Source organism: Bacillus sp. mrc49, assembly GCF_002803435.1.
The window spans coordinates 1-17,334 of record NZ_PHNG01000706.1 but is presented as its reverse complement, the minus strand read 5'-3'; the positions used below and the strand labels follow the sequence as shown (position 1 = coordinate 17,334).

The following is a 17,334-nucleotide window of genomic DNA, read 5'->3' as shown; positions in this document are numbered from 1 at the left end:
CTCCCGCCATTATTTTCAGTGGAGTATTGTATATCCTCTATACCATTCAAACGGCATGGTTTGCCCGTAGGGTCGGTAATTTCAGATGGGCTGTATTCCCATTTTATCCGTTTTTGTTTTTATTTTTCACAGGAGTCTATGTATATTCCTTCTTCCGGGTGAATGTTTTACGTTCTGTAAAATGGAAGGGTCGTAAAATAAATGTCTAGAAATCTTAATTACCGTCCCATCCTCCATTGGGCGACAACGCTCATTTTCGTATTTTCGAGAATTCAAAGCTAAAATAAAGAATGAATAGTAAAGTATTGTATGTTGCATTTTTCCGTTAATTCAAGTAGAAACCTTTGCCCCAATAGATTTATGAAGGCGAGGAATTTCCGGATACTACCTCACGATGTTGGTTATGTTACTACCGTGGAGGTGAATACAAATGGAAAAGAAAAATCAAGCAGGTAACTTTAGACAACATGCTACTCAATCTGAAACTGAGTTTGCAAGTGAAACAAATGCTCTGGAAGTTATACGTGAAAACCAACAATCGACTAAAGGGAAATTTGAGTTTGCAAGTGAAACGAATATTCAGGAAGTAAAAAAGCAAAATCAACAATCAGAAGGCAGATAAATTCAAATTAGTATATAAAAAAAGGAAGCCTAGGCTTCCTTTTTTTTTTTCTGAGCCAGACAATGTTGTCTGGATTTTTTAGTGCACTTCTTTTTCTTGTTCCCTTTCGATTTTCGGAGGGGTCCATTTGAAGACTTTATTAAGGATATTATAAATGTGTTTGGATTCCTTGGTCATGATCGGTCCAAGAATCGCTAAGGTCAACACATATAATGCAGCAAACGGGGTGAGTATAGGCATTAAACCGCCGGCAATGCCAAGGTTTGCTAGTATGATGGAGAATTCACCACGAGAAACGATCGTTAGACCGATATTAGCGGAAGCCCTGTGAGATAAGCCTGATTTGCGTCCGGCTATCATACCAGCGGCAAAGTTACCGATTATGGTGATGATGACGGCCCCAAGAACCATCCAGATTGCTCCGCCCAAGGAGGTCGGATCGATACTCAAGCCAAAGCTGAAGAAGAATATGGCCCCGAAGAAGTCTCTAAAGGGAATGACAAGTTTTTCAATCCTGTCGCTATGTTCCGTTTCCGAAAAGACCAGCCCGAGCAATAAAGCGCCAATCGCTTCTGCAACATGAATCGTTTCCGAGAAACCTGCAATGAAGAATAGTAACGCGAACACGACAATGATAAATATCTCATCTGAGGATATATTGAATAATTTGTTCAGTACCCCAGAAGCCTTCCGGGCTATTACGAAGAATATCAGCATATACCCGATCGCGATGAAAGTAGAAAGTAATGTTCCCCAAACGGAACCAGAAGAGCTTAATACCAATCCAGATACGACTGATAAATAAACAGCGAGGAAGATATCTTCAAACATGATAATACCAAGGATTAGCTCCGTTTCATTGTTACCGGTCCTTTTCAGGTCCACCAGTACCTTGGCCACAATGGCGCTTGATGAAAAGCTGATAATCCCTGTTAGTATCAGGACCTCTTTTAATGGGAGCCCCAGGAGGAACCCATATATGAGGGCCATACCTACGTTGATTAATATATAATAGGTTCCGCCAGTCACGATATTTTTCCCTGATTTCATTAGCTTTTTAACGGAAAATTCAAGCCCTAAATAAAACAGGAGGAATAAGATACCGACCCTTCCGAGGAACGCTATGATTGCATCACTCTCGATGAATCGTAAATCAATCAACCCGAAGTGCGGGGCATGGGGACCGACGAGCATCCCGATGATAATGAGAATGGGTACATTGGATACTTTGAATTTACCTGCAATGAGAGCAGCAAATGCTACTAGAAGCAGGGCAGTTCCCACTTCGAAAACTAAATGGTCCATAGGAGCTTAGTCACTCCTTTCGTCGGTCAATAATTCTCTTGTCAGGTTGCGGATATCTTTTCTTTCACCGGATATCACCAGTGTATCTCCTGTTTCGATGACAGAGTCGGGACCGGGATTATTCAATTGTTTTTTACCCTTTTTCGAATGGGCGATGACGGTAACGTTATAGTTGCTCCGGATATCTATCGACCCAATCGTTTGATTGATGGCTTTAGAACCTGGTTCGACCTTGAACCATTCAATCACCAGGTCACCAAGGGACATTTCTATCGTTTCAAGAGCTTGTGGTTTATAAACCATGCCGCCAATGATGGAAGCCAATTGCCTCGATTCCTGATCATTGATGGTGATGCTTGAAATGACATCTTCGTGCTCCTGGTCAAAATGGTATAATTCCCGACGGCCGTCATCGTGAATGACGACTACTAGCTTTTCATCATTTCTGGTTATGATTTCGAACTTTTGACCAATGCCAGGAAGTTCACTTTCTCTAATTCTCACTGGAATTCCTCCTTAAATTTTTTGGGTAGAGTTAACGGAAGAGAGAAACATGTTTATAAGTTGACATCAATAATCGTCTTGAATTTCTTCTCCTTGGAAATGCCGATGTATTTCAGTGTCTCCGACGGGCTTGAATGATGGTAATGCTTTTGGATCAAAGCTAATGACACACCTTGTTTATAAGCATGATAGCCGAAAGTTTTACGCATCGAACTTGCCCCGAATTTACCTGTCAGACCTGCACCTTCCACGGCATCATGGATGATCCGGTGCGCCTGCTGACGCGTAATCGGCTTTTTTGTCTTAGGCGAAAGAAATAAAAATTGACCCTCGATAACCTTCGAGCCTTTAAGGTACTCTTGTAAAGCGGTACGAACCTTTAGGTTTAAAAAAATTTGAGTGACTTCGCCGGTTTCCATCCGTTGCTCATAAAACTCCTTGATTTTCCCCGTTTCATCAAGAACGTCTGCGACTGTGATTTCCAGCATTTCATTTATTTTCATGCCTGTGTTGATGCCGAGCACGAACAATAAATAATCTCGACTGGAATGAGCTCGTAAATAGGTCTTTATTTTGCTGATTTGATTGATATCCTTAAAGGCTTCTACATATTCCATACATCTTCTCCTCTTGCCAATGTAACATAATTATATTATATCATAACTTATGTAACATTTCATGCGATAAGTCCTATTAAGGCTTCTCCAAAAAGAAAAGTACTGTTGAACTGAAAAAAGCTTTTTCTTATTCTCTACACAATCAAGTGAAAATATATCCGTTTCTTTTAAAAGCGAAGAGGGGGTCATGAGTGGATAAAAAAAAGGAATCCCCAAGTTAGGGATCCCTAGTGTTTTAGTATACCGCTTTTTGTAATTTATGAATGACCTCAAGTGAAAGGCCGGTTCCGATGGCAACTGATTCTAGCGGATTGTCTGCAAGCTGGACTGGGACGACAATTTCATTCGTCAGCCATTCTTGTATTCCGTTGAGAAGTGCACCACCGCCTGATAAGATGACGCCTTGATCGACGATATCCCCGCTTAATTCAGGCGGACAGTCCTCCAAAGTGGCCCTGATCGATTCCAATATATGAAGAAGCGATTCCTGAATGGCTGCCTGAACGTCAGTGGATGATATGGTAATGGGCTTTGGAAGTCCTGTTACAAGATCGCGGCCCCTGACTTCCATCGTCATCACGGAATGCTCAACAAGTGCATAGCCGATTTCTTTTTTTATTTCTTCGGCTGTTCTTTCGCCAATCAGCACATTATGTTTTTTCCTGACATATTGGCTGATATCTTCATCCAATTGATCCCCGCCAATTCTGATTGAATTGCAGGATACCACTCCGCCGTATGATATGATCGCAACCTCAGTCGTACCGCCGCCTATATCGACGATCACATTGGCAACGGGCTCCTCGACAGGAAGTCCTGCCCCGATTGCTGCCGCCACCGGTTCCTCGATGAGATGGACCTGTTTGGCTCCGCAGCTTTTGACTGCATCCTGAATTGCCCTTCTCTCGACTGACGTTGAGCCTGATGGCGTACATACCACGACACTAGGCTTCCGGAGCGATAAGCCCAGGGCCTTGCTTGCTTTTTTCATGATTTCACGAAGCATTTGCGCGGTTACGTCAAAATCTGCAATGACACCGTCCTTTAGCGGACGAATTGCGACGATATTTCCAGGTGTTTTCCCAATCATGTTTTTTGCATCCACACCGACTGCCAATACTTTATTAGTCTCTATATCAATGGCCACCACTGATGGCTCATTAAATACGATTCCTTTATTTTTACTGTAAACTAGCGTATTTGCAGTTCCTAAATCAATGCCTATTTCTGTATTTGATAACATTTAGTCACCCCTCCATAAGAGTTTGACCCCTATATACTCATTCTACCTTTTGCAGCGTGTTTATGGGGGTGGTAATTCTAGTAAATAATAGACGGGTGACCTCGTACCTTTTTCGATAGGGATAAGATGTTTAATTATAGTAATGGCTGAAGCTGGCGAACGAGCCATGAATGGAATATTCCATGTGGATGCGACCCGGCCCAATAGGCTTTCATGATTGAAAAAACGGAGGAATTGCGCAATGAGAAGTGAAAAAAATTGGGTGGATGAATGAAGCGGCTAATGCCTGTTTATTCCTGGCTTTTGTCCTAAACAAGGGGGGCACCTTTGGCACCGTCCATTTTATGTTAAGATATAGATGAAAATCCGATAAAGAAGGTCATGTTGTGCGTACATATTTTATTGAGAGTAAGAGTTTTAAAGTCATCTTTACATCCATTCTCGCTTTCCTTGCCGGCTATACGTTTGATCGGCTTGGCGTATACTTGCCGTGGATGCTTGGGCCTTTATTTATTGTTATGATCGCGAAAGTGAAGCTAAGGAAGTACATGTTTTGGGCCAAGCCCTTCAGAAGCGTTGGACTGGTCATTCTTGGCTTGCAACTTGGCAGTTCATTCACGAAACAATCCTTGAACGAGATGGTTGAATATTTGCCTGTCATGCTTTTTACGACAATCGCCATCATTTTTTTCTCAATGGTGACCGGATGGTTTGTAGGGAAACGGATGAACCTCTCACCAAGCACTTCCATGCTTGGCAGTTTTCCCGGAGGACTTTCCCAAATGGTGGTTTTAAGTGAGGATATGAAGAATAGCGATGAAACGGTTGTCGGGTTCATGCAGACCCTTCGGATCATTCTGGTGATATCCATCGTTCCCTGGCTGGTGACCCATGTAATGTCAGTTGAATCAGGTGCGGTGGCGCCCATGGCTGAACGGCCGTTTTTCTTATTTGATTATGACGGGAAAATGGCCATCATGATGCTGGTGACCCTGCTATCATTCATCTTCATCACAAAGAGAGTGAATTTCCCACTGCCTTTTTTACTCGGCCCCTTAATGGCTGCGGCAATATTCAATTTAGTCGGACCAGGTGCCCCGCAAATACCCGACTTTTGGCTGAGCATGTCACAATTATTGATTGGCACTCATTTAGGCTACACCTTGAAGGTTGATAACCCACGCCTTTTCAGAAAAATGTTCGGAGCGGTATTCTTAAGTAATATCCTATTGATCGGTTTTTGCTATTTTTTATCGATACAGCTTGCTCCGCTGCTATCATTGCAGGCGAATGAACTGTTCCTGAGCATGGCGCCAGGCGGTGTGGCGGAAATGGCTGTCACAGCGATGTCCGTTCATGTCGATTTATCCGTTGTCACAAGCTTTCACTTATTCAGGATATTATTCATTTTATTCCTTCTTTCACCCGTCATCAAATGGCTGGATGGAAGAAACGAGCGAAAACAGGAACAGGGGCAAAGCTGACTAGCTTTGCCTTTGTTTCGATTCAAAAAACTCACGAGGAAAATCCAAACCTTCCATATAAACGACCTCAATTTTTACGGTGGGGCTTGAAATTTCATACACGTGCAAAAAATTTATCTGAATTGAGCAAATAGGCTTGTGAAACGGCCCTTGGCAAGGAGAAAAGTACATGGATTTTGTGATGATTTAATGAATTTAAACCGGAATAGTAAAATAATCCTCATTTTTTTCACATTACAACCGATATAAAAAGAAGACGAGATTTTAAATGAATGGGTGAATATTATGGATATAACATCAGTTTTGGGCGTAGTACTGGGTATTGTGGCCATCTTGGTCGGAATGGTGTTGAAGGGCGTAAGTGTAACGGCGTTGATCAATCCTGCCGCCATTTTGATCATTATTGTAGGAACGATTGCCGCTGTCGTAACGGCTTTTCCTTTGTCAGAATTAAAAAGACTGCCAAAAATATTCAAGATTTTATTTTTGCAGCAAAAATTGACGAAGCCGGAAGAATTAATCAAAACATTTTCGGAATGGGCGGTCATTGCCAGGAAAGAAGGCTTATTGGCATTGGAAAGCATTTCGGATCAAGTCGATAATACCTTTTTGAAAAATGGCTTGAATCTTGCTGTTGAAGGGCAAAGTGCTGATTACATTCGGGATATTTTAGCGGAGGAAATCGATGCGATGGAGGAACGCCATCTGAGCGGTGCAGCGATTTTCACTCAAGCGGGTACATATGCACCGACACTTGGAGTATTGGGTGCAGTAATCGGATTGATTGCAGCGTTAGGGAATATGGCTGACACGGAGGCATTGGGACATGCGATATCTGCGGCTTTCGTTGCAACCTTGATGGGGATTTACACGGGGTATGTGTTATGGCACCCCTTTGCCAATAAGCTCAAGCGAAAATCGCAGCAGGAGGTCCGGATCAAGGAAATGATGATAGAAGGGATATTGTCGATCATCGAAGGAGAAGCGCCAAGAACGATTGAACAGAAATTAACATCTTATTTGCCTGCTGGAGATCGTAAGAAGTGGCTGGAAGGCGATGTGAGAGAAGATGGCTAGGCGGAAAAAGAAACATAGGCATGAAGAGCATATCGATGAATCGTGGCTGGTTCCCTATGCCGATATCTTAACATTGCTTCTTGCTCTTTTTATCGTTTTATTCGCTTCGAGCTCGGTTGATGCAGTGAAATTCCAGCAATTGTCCAATGTATTTAACCAGGTGTTTACGAGCGGAACGGGATTTATGGATTTCCCGAGTGATTCCCCGAGCAATGAGCCGACATCGCCTGAGCAAAAAGCAGGGGCGGAGGATCTTGAGAAATTAGGGAAAAATGAGCAGGAAGAGCTTACAGAAGTCAAGAAGCGTGTGGACGCGTATATCCAAAAGAATGATTTGACTGATAAATTGGGAACGAACCTCACGGATGAAGGCATGTTGATATCGATAAGGGAAAATGTTCTGTTTGAATCAGGTGTTGCCGAGGTTAGGAGTGAAAACCGAAAAATCGCAAAGGAGATATCCGTTTTGCTGGTCATGGACTTACCGAGAAACATCATCGTAAGCGGGCATACCGATAATATTCCGATCAAAAACCACCAATACGAATCCAATTGGGATCTGAGCGTGATGCGTTCCGTGAATTTCATGAAACTTCTTCTAGAGAATAAAGAGTTGGACCCTGAAATGTTCAGCGCTAAAGGACATGGGGAATTCAAGCCGGTTGCTTCTAATGAAACGAAAAAAGGAAGGGCGAAAAATCGGAGAGTTGAAATCCTGATAGTCCCGCGGACGGCAATAAATGATTGAAAGCCTGTCTGGAATGGACGGGTTTTACTTTTGAAGGAGCATACATGGAAAGAGAATATACAAATGTGATGGAAGAAATCGTTGTGACTTGGGTTCAGGTTTTAATGTCAGGTATGGAATACCAAACATTTTGTTCATGCGACAAATGTAAAAATGACATCATCACATTATCATTGAATAATATGCCCAATTACTATGTAACGACAGAAGAAGGACGTAAGCGGATATTCGAGAATTTGAATACGGAAGAAAACCGGAAATGGATCAATAAGAGGATCATCAATGCCATACACGTTGTGGGGCAATATCCTAAACATTGACTGGCAGGAGGGAAGATAAGGTTCAAGCGGCCTTATCTTTTTTTGTGTTGCCTAATAATGATGCGATCAGCGGAGGATGTATCGCGTGTTGGAGGGAAGATTATGATTTATGTGTTTTATTTACGGTACAGGAGGGAAGATAAATAAAGTACAAAGTAGGTTCATTCGATCAAAAATGAGGAGATGAATTTTATATGAGTAAAAAAATTGCATGTGTAATAACGAATATGTTTGAGGATTCAGAGTATAGTGAACCGGCTAGAGCATTTAAGGAAGCTGGCCATACAGTAACGACAATCGAAATGGAAAAAGGGAAAACGGTTCAAGGCAAACAAGGTGAAGTGGAAGTCAAGATTGATGAAAGCATCGATTCAGTGAAACCAGAGGATTTTGATGCATTGTTCATTCCGGGCGGTTTCTCGCCTGACCAGCTGCGTGCTGACGAACGCTTCGTAACATTTGCCAAAGCGTTCATGGATGATAGAAAACCAGTCTTTGCAATTTGTCACGGACCTCAGCTGCTGATTACGGCCAAGGCACTTGAAGGGCGCCATGCAACTGGCTATACCTCGATTAAAGTCGATATGGAGTATGCTGGTGCGACATATTTGGACAAGGAGGTTGTGGTTTGCGGCAACCAACTTGTAACCAGCAGGACGCCGGAAGACCTTCCTGCATTTAACCGGGAAGCGTTAAACTTATTGAAATAATAAAAAAATCCCGGCAGCTGCCGGGATTTTTTTTGTAATAAGCTTTAAAGGATTCATATACTACCATCTTTGCAGTAAAATAAAAGGAGAGACGAATAAAAAAGGAAGTGTCACGATTGATCGTATTAAAGTCTGCACGTGAAATTCAAGCGATGCACGAATCAGGAAAAATATTGGCCGCTTGTCATAGGGAGATTGCAAAAATGATCGCTCCTGGTGTAACTACGTGGGAAATAGAGGAATTTGTTGAAGGATTCCTAAAAAAACATGGCGCGAAGCCGGAACAAAAAGGATACAAAGGATATGAATATGCGACATGTGCAAGTATAAATGAAGAAATCTGCCATGGCTTCCCTCGTAAAACCCCTTTGAAAAATGGAGATATCGTGACGATTGACATGGTCGTCAATTATAATGGCGCCCTTGCCGACTCGGCCTGGACGTATACGGTCGGAAAGGTTTCTAAGGAAACGGAACATTTGGTGCAAGTGACGAAGGAATCTTTATATAAGGCTATCGAAGTTAGTCTGGTAGGCAATCGGATCGGTGATATCGGTCATGCGATCCAAACTTATGTCGAGGCGGAGGGCTTTTCGGTCGTTCGCGATTTCATCGGACATGGAATAGGAAATGTCATTCATGAAGAGCCGCAGGTTCCTCATTACGGGCTGCCGAATAAAGGCCCGCGCCTTAAGGAAGGCATGGTGTTCACGATCGAGCCGATGGTCAACGTAGGTACATATAAGGCCAGCCGGGATGCGAATGGATGGACGGCTTCCACCGCAGACGGGAAATACTCGGCCCAATATGAGCACACGATCGCCATCACGAAAAACGGTCCGCTTATTCTAACGGAGCAATGAAATTTTGAATCTGCATGATACTTTTAAAAAGGTTTCGGAATGGCCTCATTCCGAGACCTTTTTAATGTAGGATCGAAGGGGAAGGCAAACCGTTATAAAAGTTTTAATAAAACAGATGCAGATGGCCAATCGCGAAGAAGAAGCGTTCGATTCATTGATCTCCTTCGTCCATTTTTCTTAAAACTATTGAACGGGCATTGTGCCATTCTAAAATTCGTTCTAAAAACCATTCAAAGAAAACATCCGAATCCAAGGGGAAGACGGGTACGGTCGCATGATTCATGGTTCGCTCAAGGCATTCAGGCCATGCTATCGCCGCTTTGACATTCAAAAGCGTTTCCAATAAAATCAGATCACTTTCTTCTTTTATTAGAATTACCTTAGGAAAGTCCTCTTGTTTATACCCCTCAATTAAAATCACATCGGGATGGAACAGCCCCAATAAGTGAATCAGCTCAGTAATTGAAGCTCCAGCGTTGAGGTTGCCGAGCAATTCCATGGTGCCGTCCCCTTCAACAAGTGAAGCCACTGCGCCAGCTTGAAAGTGATTATGGGAATCCTTCAAATTAGCGATATCTGGTTTTCCGCCATGGCCGTGGTGCTTTAGTACGGCGACCTCCACTTTCACTTCGCGAAGCTTTTCGATGACCTTCTTTATGAAGGTTGTCTTTCCTCTATTCTGGTAGCCGACAACCTGAAAAACAAAGGGCTTCACCACGGCCAACCACAACCTTCCTGGTCCTCCAGCAATAGGATCTCCACGATGTCACCCGTATGAAAATTCCTCGTCCCGCCTGGTAGGATGGTCAGTGAATTGGCACCTGCCAAGCTTGTGGTAATATTGGATTTATCGACACCACTTGGAGTTACCTTCAATTGACCTGCTTCGTAATAAAATCGTGTTCGCAGAAGACGTGTAAATGGGTTGGGCTTTAAGACGTCCTTTGCCAATCGAGCTGTTTCTTTGCGTAAATGCGGCTGTTCGGAAAACAGCATCGTCCGGATGATCGGTCTTGCAAAAAGTTCAAAGCCGACATAACAGGCAGAGGGATTACCGGATAAACCGAATAGAAATTTATTTTGATGAACGGCTACAGTCGTGACGCTTCCGGGGCGCATGGCCACCTTGTTGAATAACACATCAGCTCCAAGTTTTTGATAAACATCAGGAAGAAGGTCAAAGTCACCGACGGATACGCCACCAGTCGTGATGAGCAAATCAACTTCTTCCAAGGCTTTTGAAATGGCAGCGTAGCTCGCTTCGAACTCATCCTTAAGCTTTCCATAGTAACGGACTTCTCCTCCAGCCCTGTGAATTTGGGCAGAGATGGCATGTGAGTTGCTATTGCGGATTTTCCCTGGCTGCAAAGGTTCGTGGGCATCGAGAAGTTCCGAACCTGTAGCGAATAATCCAACGAGAGGCTTTGCGGCGACAGGAACCTCTGCATAACCGAAAGTTGCAAGTAAGCCAATGATTCCTGGATTGATATTTGTACCTTTTTTCACTAGGATATCCCCATGTCGTGCGTCCTCGCCTTGATAGGATACATTTTCCCCTTCCTTAAGGGAGCGTTTGAATGATATGTATTTCTTTCCGTCCACTTCCGATTCCTTTGTAAGCTCAAGCATGATCACGGCATCGCATCCAGCTGGCATTTGAGCTCCGGTCATGATTCTTACCGCTTGGTTTTGCAGTACGGGGATGGTCGATACCATACCCGCAGCCAACGCTTCCACCACCTCGAACTTGAGAGGGCTATGTACGGAACCTTCGACGGTATCGATTGACCTGAGAGCGTAGCCATCATAAGGGGAGCGGTTAAAATGCGGAACATCATGTGTAGCAGTAATATCTTGTGCCAAAAAACGATGCTGGCTTTCTTCCAAGGGAACCCATTCCATTTGTCCCGCTAGTTTATTTTCCATCACTTTATTGACTGCTGCTGATATACTGATAGGCGTTCTTCTTTCCACCATGCTTTTCACTCCTGTCTCTTTTTCATATATCAAATGTAGCAGAAATCCAAAAAAAAAGAAAAATCCTCACCATATTGGGAGGATTTAATCGTTCACTTATTGCGCAGTCTGCCGAGTTCTTCGGCGATCGCTTCCATTTCACGGACACTGAAGTTCGTTTTTTTCATGACCATCTGATAAATGTCATGAAGCTCTTCATACATCTCGATATCAAAATGGGTCGATTTGATTGCGCCGAAATTCATCACTTTTAATTTGTCCTTTATCGCTTCCACCATAAACTCGACACTTTCTGCCGTGTTTTGAGTTAAATCCATTTCCCTCATCCTCTCAAACGTTCCTAAATTATTTTCATCTTTGCATGATTGCCCTTAGAAGTCAATGGATATTGGAGCTGAATGCAAGCATGAAACCCAATTCTCTCGATTATCTCCGCGTTTTAAAGTGAGTGGGTTTGGGAAAAGATAGGAAAAAACTTTTATAAACATTGTATAATGGAGATAGATACCATTATCCATCAATCAATATATGACGAGGAGGAGAATATATGAGCAACATTCGAGAAGAATATAAGAGTGGCAAGAAAAGCAAATTTATGCAAGCGGTCTTTATTGGGGCGGTTGCAGGGGCTGTGGTGAGCCTTTTTGATAAAACGACGCGTATGTCTGTATTGGAAAACGGTAAAAGCTGCATAGGTACTATGAGTGAATTCGTAAAGAATCCCAATGGGGTTCTTTCGCAAGTGCGTGAAACATCGACGAAGGTCCGTTCAACGGTAGAAAAAATTTCTGATGATGTATCTTTCATTTCCCAAAAAGTGGAGGAAATGAAAGATATTCCGGCGCAAGTTGCCCATGTGGTGATGGAGACGAAGGAAGTCTTTACTGCAGAGAATGAGGATGAGTCGTCTGCGAATCACCATCCGGAAGGAAGGGTTCCCTTAAATTAGAAAAAGGAGTGGAGATATGGCCAGTAAACAGGAATGGCTGAAAGGCTCATTCTTCAAGGCTTTCATAAAACGGTTACAGATGGATGAAGTGACGGGATTAGCTGCTCAGCTGTCATATTTCTTCTTGCTTTCCTTGTTTCCGTTATTAATATTTTTGTTCACTTTATTGGCCTATCTGCCATTTTCCCAAGAAGATATATTGAATACGGTCCGTTCCTACGCACCTGACGATTCGATGAAGATCATTGAAACCAATTTATCGGAAGTGATGGAGGCGAACGGTACATTATTGTCGTTTGGTATCATCGGTACGATTTGGTCGGCTTCAAATGGCATGAATGCAATCATAAAAGCATTTAACCATGCATATGGTGTAAAAGAAAGTCGAACTTTCTTTATTTCCCGGGGAATGTCGATTTTACTCACTTTAGCGATGATTTTTGTTTTTGTTGTCGTATTGCTGCTCCCGGTATTCGGTAAGCAGATTGGAGTATTCCTGTTTTCTGAAATTGGACAATCCGATGAGTTTCTAACAATTTGGAATCAACTGCGATGGGTGGTCAGCACGATTGTATTTCTAATCGTGTTTACAATCCTTTATTGGATTGCACCGAATAAAAAACTGAAATGCTTAACTGTGTTGCCTGGTGCTATCTTTGCAACGGCAGGCTGGAGCCTCGTTTCCTTTTTGTTTTCGTTTTATGTCGATAAATTCGCCAATTATTCTGCAACATACGGAAGCCTTGGGGGAATCATCGTTCTAATGGTCTGGTTTTACTTATCAGGACTCATCATCATTCTGGGCGGGGAAATAAATGCCCTTTTGAGCGAAAAGAAAAATCCAGAATGTGAATGAACTTCCTTGACTTCCCGTAATGGTGATCCATCCTGCTGCAGATACTATTCAAGAAATGACAACTTTTGTAGAGGAGGAGTTTTTTCATGAGTAAAAAGGATGGCAGCACAAAGCAAAAAGGGAAAAAAGGTTCGAACCATAAAACGTCTGGTTCTGCAAATGGTAAGAACGGGTATCATTAAAGAGCTAAACATAAAAAAAGGAGCCTTTGGGCTCCTTTTTTTTGTTAGTTTCTCAATAGCCTTAAGCTATTCAAGATAACGAGAATCGTGCTGCCTTCGTGACCGATGACGCCATAAGGCAGGTCTAGGAATTGAAGGAAGTTGGATGCAATCAGAATCATGATGACTGAAATCGAAAAAATGACGTTTTGTTTGATGATACGATTCATTTTTTTTGATAGCTTGACGGCTTCAGCAATGCGGGGCAGGTCATTCTTCATCAGGACGACATCCGCTGTCTCCAAGGCAACATCCGTCCCTTCGCCCATCGCAATTCCGACAGAAGCGGTTGCTAATGCAGGTGCATCATTAATCCCATCCCCAACCATGGCTACAGTGCCGAATTGCTCTTTCAGCCTTTTCACTTCGTGAACTTTCGTTTCAGGCAGGCATTCCGCGATATATCCATCAATACAGCTCTCCGCAGCAATCGCCCTGGCAGTCATTTCCCCGTCACCTGTCAGCATCACTGTATGGATGCCCTCGTTTTTTAGAGCTTCGATGGCTGAGATGGTCTCTGCACGCACGACATCCTTCAAGGTGAGTATACCTGCGATCCCTTTGTCGTCTTTGGCATAAACGATCGTCTTTCCTTGTTCCGCCAATGTCAGTGCAATGCCTTCGTTGAAATTTTCAGCTTCAGTTCGGCCGACATAATCAGCTTTTCCGATTTTCCAAAGCACTCCGTTGAGATAAGCTTGAACACCGTTACCTGAAATATCTTCCATGTTTTCTGGTTTAATGATGTCAGTGGCTAATTTCGTTTGCGCATAACGTACGATCGATGTTGCCAGAGGGTGGTTTGAATAATTTTCGACGGATGCAACATGGAATAAGAAATCCTCTTCAGTCAAACCTTCACGGATGATGACATCGGTTACTTCTGGCTTTCCTTTTGTCAATGTGCCGGTTTTGTCTAAAGCGATAGCCTGGAGGTTGCCCAGATTCTCCAGATGGATGCCGCCTTTAAATAATATGCCATGACGGGCACCGTTTGAAATGGCGGATAAGGTAGCGGGCATAATGGAAGCCACAAGGGCACAAGGTGAAGCGACAACAAGCAGGATCATCGCCCTGTAGAAAGTTTCCGTCCAGCTCCAAGCCAATAAGAAGTGGGGCAGGAACATCATCAAGCCGACCACAGTCAATACGACCTTTACGTAAGTTCCTTCAAACCGCTCAATGAACAGCTGTGAAGGGGACTTTTCGCTCTGAGCTGATTGCACGAGGGTAATGATTTTTTGAAATAAAGTTTCACTTGCTGGCTTGGTAATTTCCACGGTAATCGTGCCACGAAGATTCACTGTCCCGGCAAATACCTCATCATCCAATGATTTACTGACTGGGATTGATTCACCAGTGATGGCGGCTTCATCGATATTTGTACGTCCATCAATGATTTTTCCGTCCGATGGCACTCGCTCCCCTGGTTTAACCAAGATCAAATCCCCGATATGAAGATGGGAAACGGATACGGTTTCTTCATATCCGTTTGTGATGCGCAGTGCTTCTTCGGGCTGCAGATCCATAAGAGCTGATATTTCTTTATGGCTTTTATTCATCGTGTACGTTTCGAGTGCGCCGCTTAAAGCAAATATGAATATCAATATCGCGCCTTCGGTCCAATAGCCAATGATTGCCGAACCGATGGCCGCTAGTATCATCAGCATTTCAACATTCAGTTCGCGGTCGGCAATCGTATCTTCGATGCCTTCTTTTGCTTTGGCATAGCCGCCAATCAGGAAAGAGGCCAAGTAAATGGCGATGGAGGTGGATTCCATGCCATTCTTTGAAAGGACCCAGCCCACTACTATCAATAAACCGCTGAATAAAGCAGCGATAAGTTCCATATGTGGTTTTGCCTTTTCCAACCAGGTGGTTTTGCATGCGGCCGCCGGTTGGGTTAATTGTTTCGTTTCTGTAATCATAAAATTTCCCTCCCACTTTTCTTCTCTATTTATGTGTAATTGATATAGATTATCATTAGCATCCTGTCTAATTGAGAAAGATAATCAACGTCATTTTTCTTCGTAAAATATGAAAGCTGTCATCGGAATTGTGATGACAGCAATGTTTTTAAGGGTTTCTTGACGCGTTGTTCATTTTGATAATATTATAATACCACATATCCTATTCGAAAATAAAGAAGAATGATTCTAATGTAGGAAAAAATATAAAGTGTTAGTTATTGCAATCTGAAAAATTGATTGTTAAATGGTGTATGACGGTTGAATAATAAATGAAGTAGTTCAGATAATAAACTAAACTACATACCTTTTGCAGGCAATTTTTCCTTGAAAGTAGCCAATGCAAGGAAGACCAGGAAAAGCATGATACTGATCATGTGGAAAAAATTCCCACCCTGTGAATGCTCGATTATAAGGCCGCCAAAGAATGGACCGCCGATGCTGCCAAGACTATAAAAGATACTGCATAACAAATTTCCTGCAGGTAAAAGATTACGAGGCAATAAATCTGCCATGTAACTGATACCTAGCGAGAAAGTCGAACCGAGCATCATTCCGCCAAGCATAAAGCAGAGGAAAAGGCCGAGAACGGAATGGGAGTAGAGTCCTGCCATAGTGAATATGGTGAATCCTGAAAAAATGATGAAGAGCAGCGTCTTTCGCCGTCCATATCGATCACTGAGCATACCAATCGGAATCTGTGTAAGCAGGGTACCTCCTGAAAATGCCGGAATGATAATCGACACGGCGGTTAAATCGATTCCCGATCGCAATGCGAATACTGGAAAGTTGCTATTCAATGAAGCTTCGAGCACACCAAACGTGAATGGCAATAAAAAAGCAACCCAAGCGATGCGGCTCACCTTCGTAAACCTTTTGAGTGTGCCAAGAAATGACGCGTTTTCCAATTCATCCTGTTCAGGAAGCTCATTTCTAATCAAGAAAACGGTTAACCAAGTGAGCAGGCTGATTATGGATGTGATGATGAAAGGTAATGATTGATTGAATTCAAGAAGCTTCGTCATTAGCGGACCAACCATGAAGCCAAGGCTGAAGAAAAGGCCGTAAATGGCAAGATTCCTTCCTCGCTTCGCTATTGGTGAAATAGCGGTGATCCAGGTCTGGGTGGCAAAGTGAAGTGTATGATCGCCGATGCCGATGAAGAAGCGCAGGAGGAACCAAAACCAGAATGATTCCCATACAGGAAATAGGGCCAAAGAAAGGATGACGGTGGCTCCCCCAAATAATATCAATGGTTTATATCCATACTTACGGAGGGGCGCTTCCATAAATGGAGAAATCAACAGAATTCCAATATAAAGCGAGGCAGCATGAAAGCCGTTTAAGGAAGAGCTGATTCCGTCACCTTCAAAGATGATGGCAATGACCGGCAAGAGCATTCCTTGAGAAAAACCCGATATGCCGACAATTAAGATTAAAACACGTATAAGCAGTTTATGATTCATATATTCATGTCTCCTAAGAAATGTGTACCTTGTTGATGTTACATCCTAAGGACAGGGTTAAGCAATTAAATTTTGGGTAAATATTGACAAGAAGGAGTGCTGTGATAAAATTTTCCTTTGGCAATGACTTAAGATTATGTATGATTGTTTTTGTTATATAAAAAGTACATATAAGATTGTGAGGAGAAGTATCGTGAATAAAATATTTTTGGGACTTGTCGTACTGGGTGTCCCTATATCCGTCATTGGTTCTTTGCTGCATTGGCCAAGTGTAATCATGTTCATCGTATATTGCTTGACGATCATCGCGCTTGCAGGATTCATGGGAAGGGCGACGGAGAGTTTAGCGATTGTCATGGGGCCGAGGATAGGCGGGCTTTTGAATGCTACCTTTGGTAATGCAGT

At 42.9% G+C, this 17,334-nt stretch carries 18 protein-coding genes and 2 pseudogenes; 11 read left to right on the top strand and 9 right to left on the bottom strand.

From position 1 onward, the window contains the following. Together CVN76_RS31825 and CVN76_RS16910 are read left to right on the top strand one after the other, a co-directional pair. A pseudogene (locus CVN76_RS31825) lies at window positions 1-209 on the top strand (glycosyltransferase family 2 protein); the annotation flags it as partial. Between the two features lie 221 nt (window positions 210-430). Then, window positions 431-622 carry a gamma-type small acid-soluble spore protein gene (locus tag CVN76_RS16910; protein WP_100532230.1) on the top strand — a complete coding sequence of 64 codons (192 nt, stop codon included), beginning with the start codon at window positions 431-433 and terminating at the stop codon, window positions 620-622. Window positions 623-700: 78 nt separating this feature from the next. On the opposite strand, the gene CVN76_RS16905 is transcribed toward CVN76_RS16910, so the two are convergent. The 4 genes from CVN76_RS16905 to mreBH form a co-directional block, all read right to left on the bottom strand. Next, window positions 701-1,927, bottom strand: a complete 1,227-nt coding sequence (locus CVN76_RS16905) for a cation:proton antiporter (RefSeq protein WP_100532229.1) — start codon at window positions 1,925-1,927, stop codon at window positions 701-703. Between the two features lie 6 nt (window positions 1,928-1,933). Continuing rightward, window positions 1,934-2,431 (bottom strand): cation:proton antiporter regulatory subunit, encoded by a 498-nt coding sequence (locus tag CVN76_RS16900; protein WP_061142559.1) that lies wholly within the window; start codon window positions 2,429-2,431, stop codon window positions 1,934-1,936. A 53-nt stretch (window positions 2,432-2,484) separates the two neighbouring features. Next, complete coding sequence (locus tag CVN76_RS16895) at window positions 2,485-3,048, bottom strand: tyrosine-type recombinase/integrase (RefSeq protein ID WP_061142558.1); 564 nt, start codon at window positions 3,046-3,048, stop codon at window positions 2,485-2,487. Window positions 3,049-3,283: 235 nt separating this feature from the next. Further along, window positions 3,284-4,291, bottom strand: a complete 1,008-nt coding sequence (gene mreBH / locus CVN76_RS16890; RefSeq protein ID WP_061142557.1) for a rod-share determining protein MreBH — start codon at window positions 4,289-4,291, stop codon at window positions 3,284-3,286. 386 nt (window positions 4,292-4,677) lie between these two features. Here mreBH and CVN76_RS16885 point away from each other — a divergent pair, with 386 nt between their 5' ends. The 6 genes from CVN76_RS16885 (at window position 4,678) to map (ending at window position 9,493) form a co-directional block, all read left to right on the top strand. Continuing rightward, window positions 4,678-5,775 carry an AbrB family transcriptional regulator gene (locus CVN76_RS16885; protein ID WP_100532228.1) on the top strand — a complete coding sequence of 366 codons (1,098 nt, stop codon included), beginning with the start codon at window positions 4,678-4,680 and terminating at the stop codon, window positions 5,773-5,775. Between the two features lie 285 nt (window positions 5,776-6,060). Next, entirely contained in the window at window positions 6,061-6,852 is a 792-nt protein-coding gene (motA, locus tag CVN76_RS16880) for a flagellar motor stator protein MotA (RefSeq protein WP_061142555.1), read from the top strand. Next, window positions 6,845-7,600 (top strand): flagellar motor protein MotB, encoded by a 756-nt coding sequence (motB, locus tag CVN76_RS16875; RefSeq protein ID WP_100532227.1) that lies wholly within the window; start codon window positions 6,845-6,847, stop codon window positions 7,598-7,600. The genes motA and motB overlap by 8 nt, the downstream gene beginning before the upstream one ends. Window positions 7,601-7,644: 44 nt before the next feature. After that, a complete protein-coding gene (locus CVN76_RS16870; RefSeq protein ID WP_232732292.1) occupies window positions 7,645-7,920 on the top strand; it encodes a late competence development ComFB family protein in 276 nt (91 codons plus the stop codon). Window positions 7,921-8,114: 194 nt separating this feature from the next. Then, window positions 8,115-8,630, top strand: a complete 516-nt coding sequence (locus tag CVN76_RS16865; RefSeq protein ID WP_100532226.1) for a type 1 glutamine amidotransferase domain-containing protein — start codon at window positions 8,115-8,117, stop codon at window positions 8,628-8,630. Between the two features lie 116 nt (window positions 8,631-8,746). Next, window positions 8,747-9,493, top strand: a complete 747-nt coding sequence (gene map, locus CVN76_RS16860; RefSeq protein ID WP_100532225.1) for a type I methionyl aminopeptidase — start codon at window positions 8,747-8,749, stop codon at window positions 9,491-9,493. A 151-nt stretch (window positions 9,494-9,644) separates the two neighbouring features. On the opposite strand, the gene mobB is transcribed toward map, so the two are convergent. From mobB to CVN76_RS16845, 3 genes are all read right to left on the bottom strand, one after another. Continuing rightward, window positions 9,645-10,211: a molybdopterin-guanine dinucleotide biosynthesis protein B gene (gene mobB / locus CVN76_RS16855; protein ID WP_232732294.1), complete on the bottom strand. Its 567-nt coding sequence runs from the start codon at window positions 10,209-10,211 to the stop codon at window positions 9,645-9,647. Next, on the bottom strand, window positions 10,205-11,470 hold the full coding sequence (locus CVN76_RS16850) for a molybdopterin molybdotransferase MoeA (RefSeq protein ID WP_100532223.1): 1,266 nt from the start codon (window positions 11,468-11,470) through the stop codon (window positions 10,205-10,207). Before CVN76_RS16850 ends, mobB begins: the two co-directional genes overlap by 7 nt. A 92-nt stretch (window positions 11,471-11,562) precedes the next feature. Beyond that, a complete protein-coding gene (locus CVN76_RS16845; protein ID WP_061142548.1) occupies window positions 11,563-11,787 on the bottom strand; it encodes a DUF1128 domain-containing protein in 225 nt (74 codons plus the stop codon). Window positions 11,788-12,017: 230 nt separating this feature from the next. On the opposite strand from CVN76_RS16845, the gene CVN76_RS16840 reads away from it, so the two are divergent. Together CVN76_RS16840 and CVN76_RS16835 are read left to right on the top strand one after the other, a co-directional pair. After that, window positions 12,018-12,419, top strand: a complete 402-nt coding sequence (locus tag CVN76_RS16840; protein WP_100532222.1) for a hypothetical protein — start codon at window positions 12,018-12,020, stop codon at window positions 12,417-12,419. Window positions 12,420-12,435: 16 nt separating this feature from the next. After that, entirely contained in the window at window positions 12,436-13,275 is an 840-nt protein-coding gene (locus tag CVN76_RS16835) for a YihY/virulence factor BrkB family protein (protein WP_061142546.1), read from the top strand. 226 nt (window positions 13,276-13,501) lie between these two features. On the opposite strand, the gene CVN76_RS16830 is transcribed toward CVN76_RS16835, so the two are convergent. Together CVN76_RS16830 and CVN76_RS16825 are read right to left on the bottom strand one after the other, a co-directional pair. Next, window positions 13,502-15,424 carry a heavy metal translocating P-type ATPase gene (locus CVN76_RS16830; RefSeq protein ID WP_100532221.1) on the bottom strand — a complete coding sequence of 641 codons (1,923 nt, stop codon included), beginning with the start codon at window positions 15,422-15,424 and terminating at the stop codon, window positions 13,502-13,504. 338 nt (window positions 15,425-15,762) lie between these two features. Further along, entirely contained in the window at window positions 15,763-16,929 is a 1,167-nt protein-coding gene (locus tag CVN76_RS16825) for an MFS transporter (RefSeq protein ID WP_100532220.1), read from the bottom strand. Window positions 16,930-17,122: 193 nt separating this feature from the next. Between CVN76_RS16825 and CVN76_RS16820 the strand changes: the two are divergent. After that, window positions 17,123-17,334: pseudogene (locus CVN76_RS16820) on the top strand (calcium/proton exchanger); the annotation flags it as partial.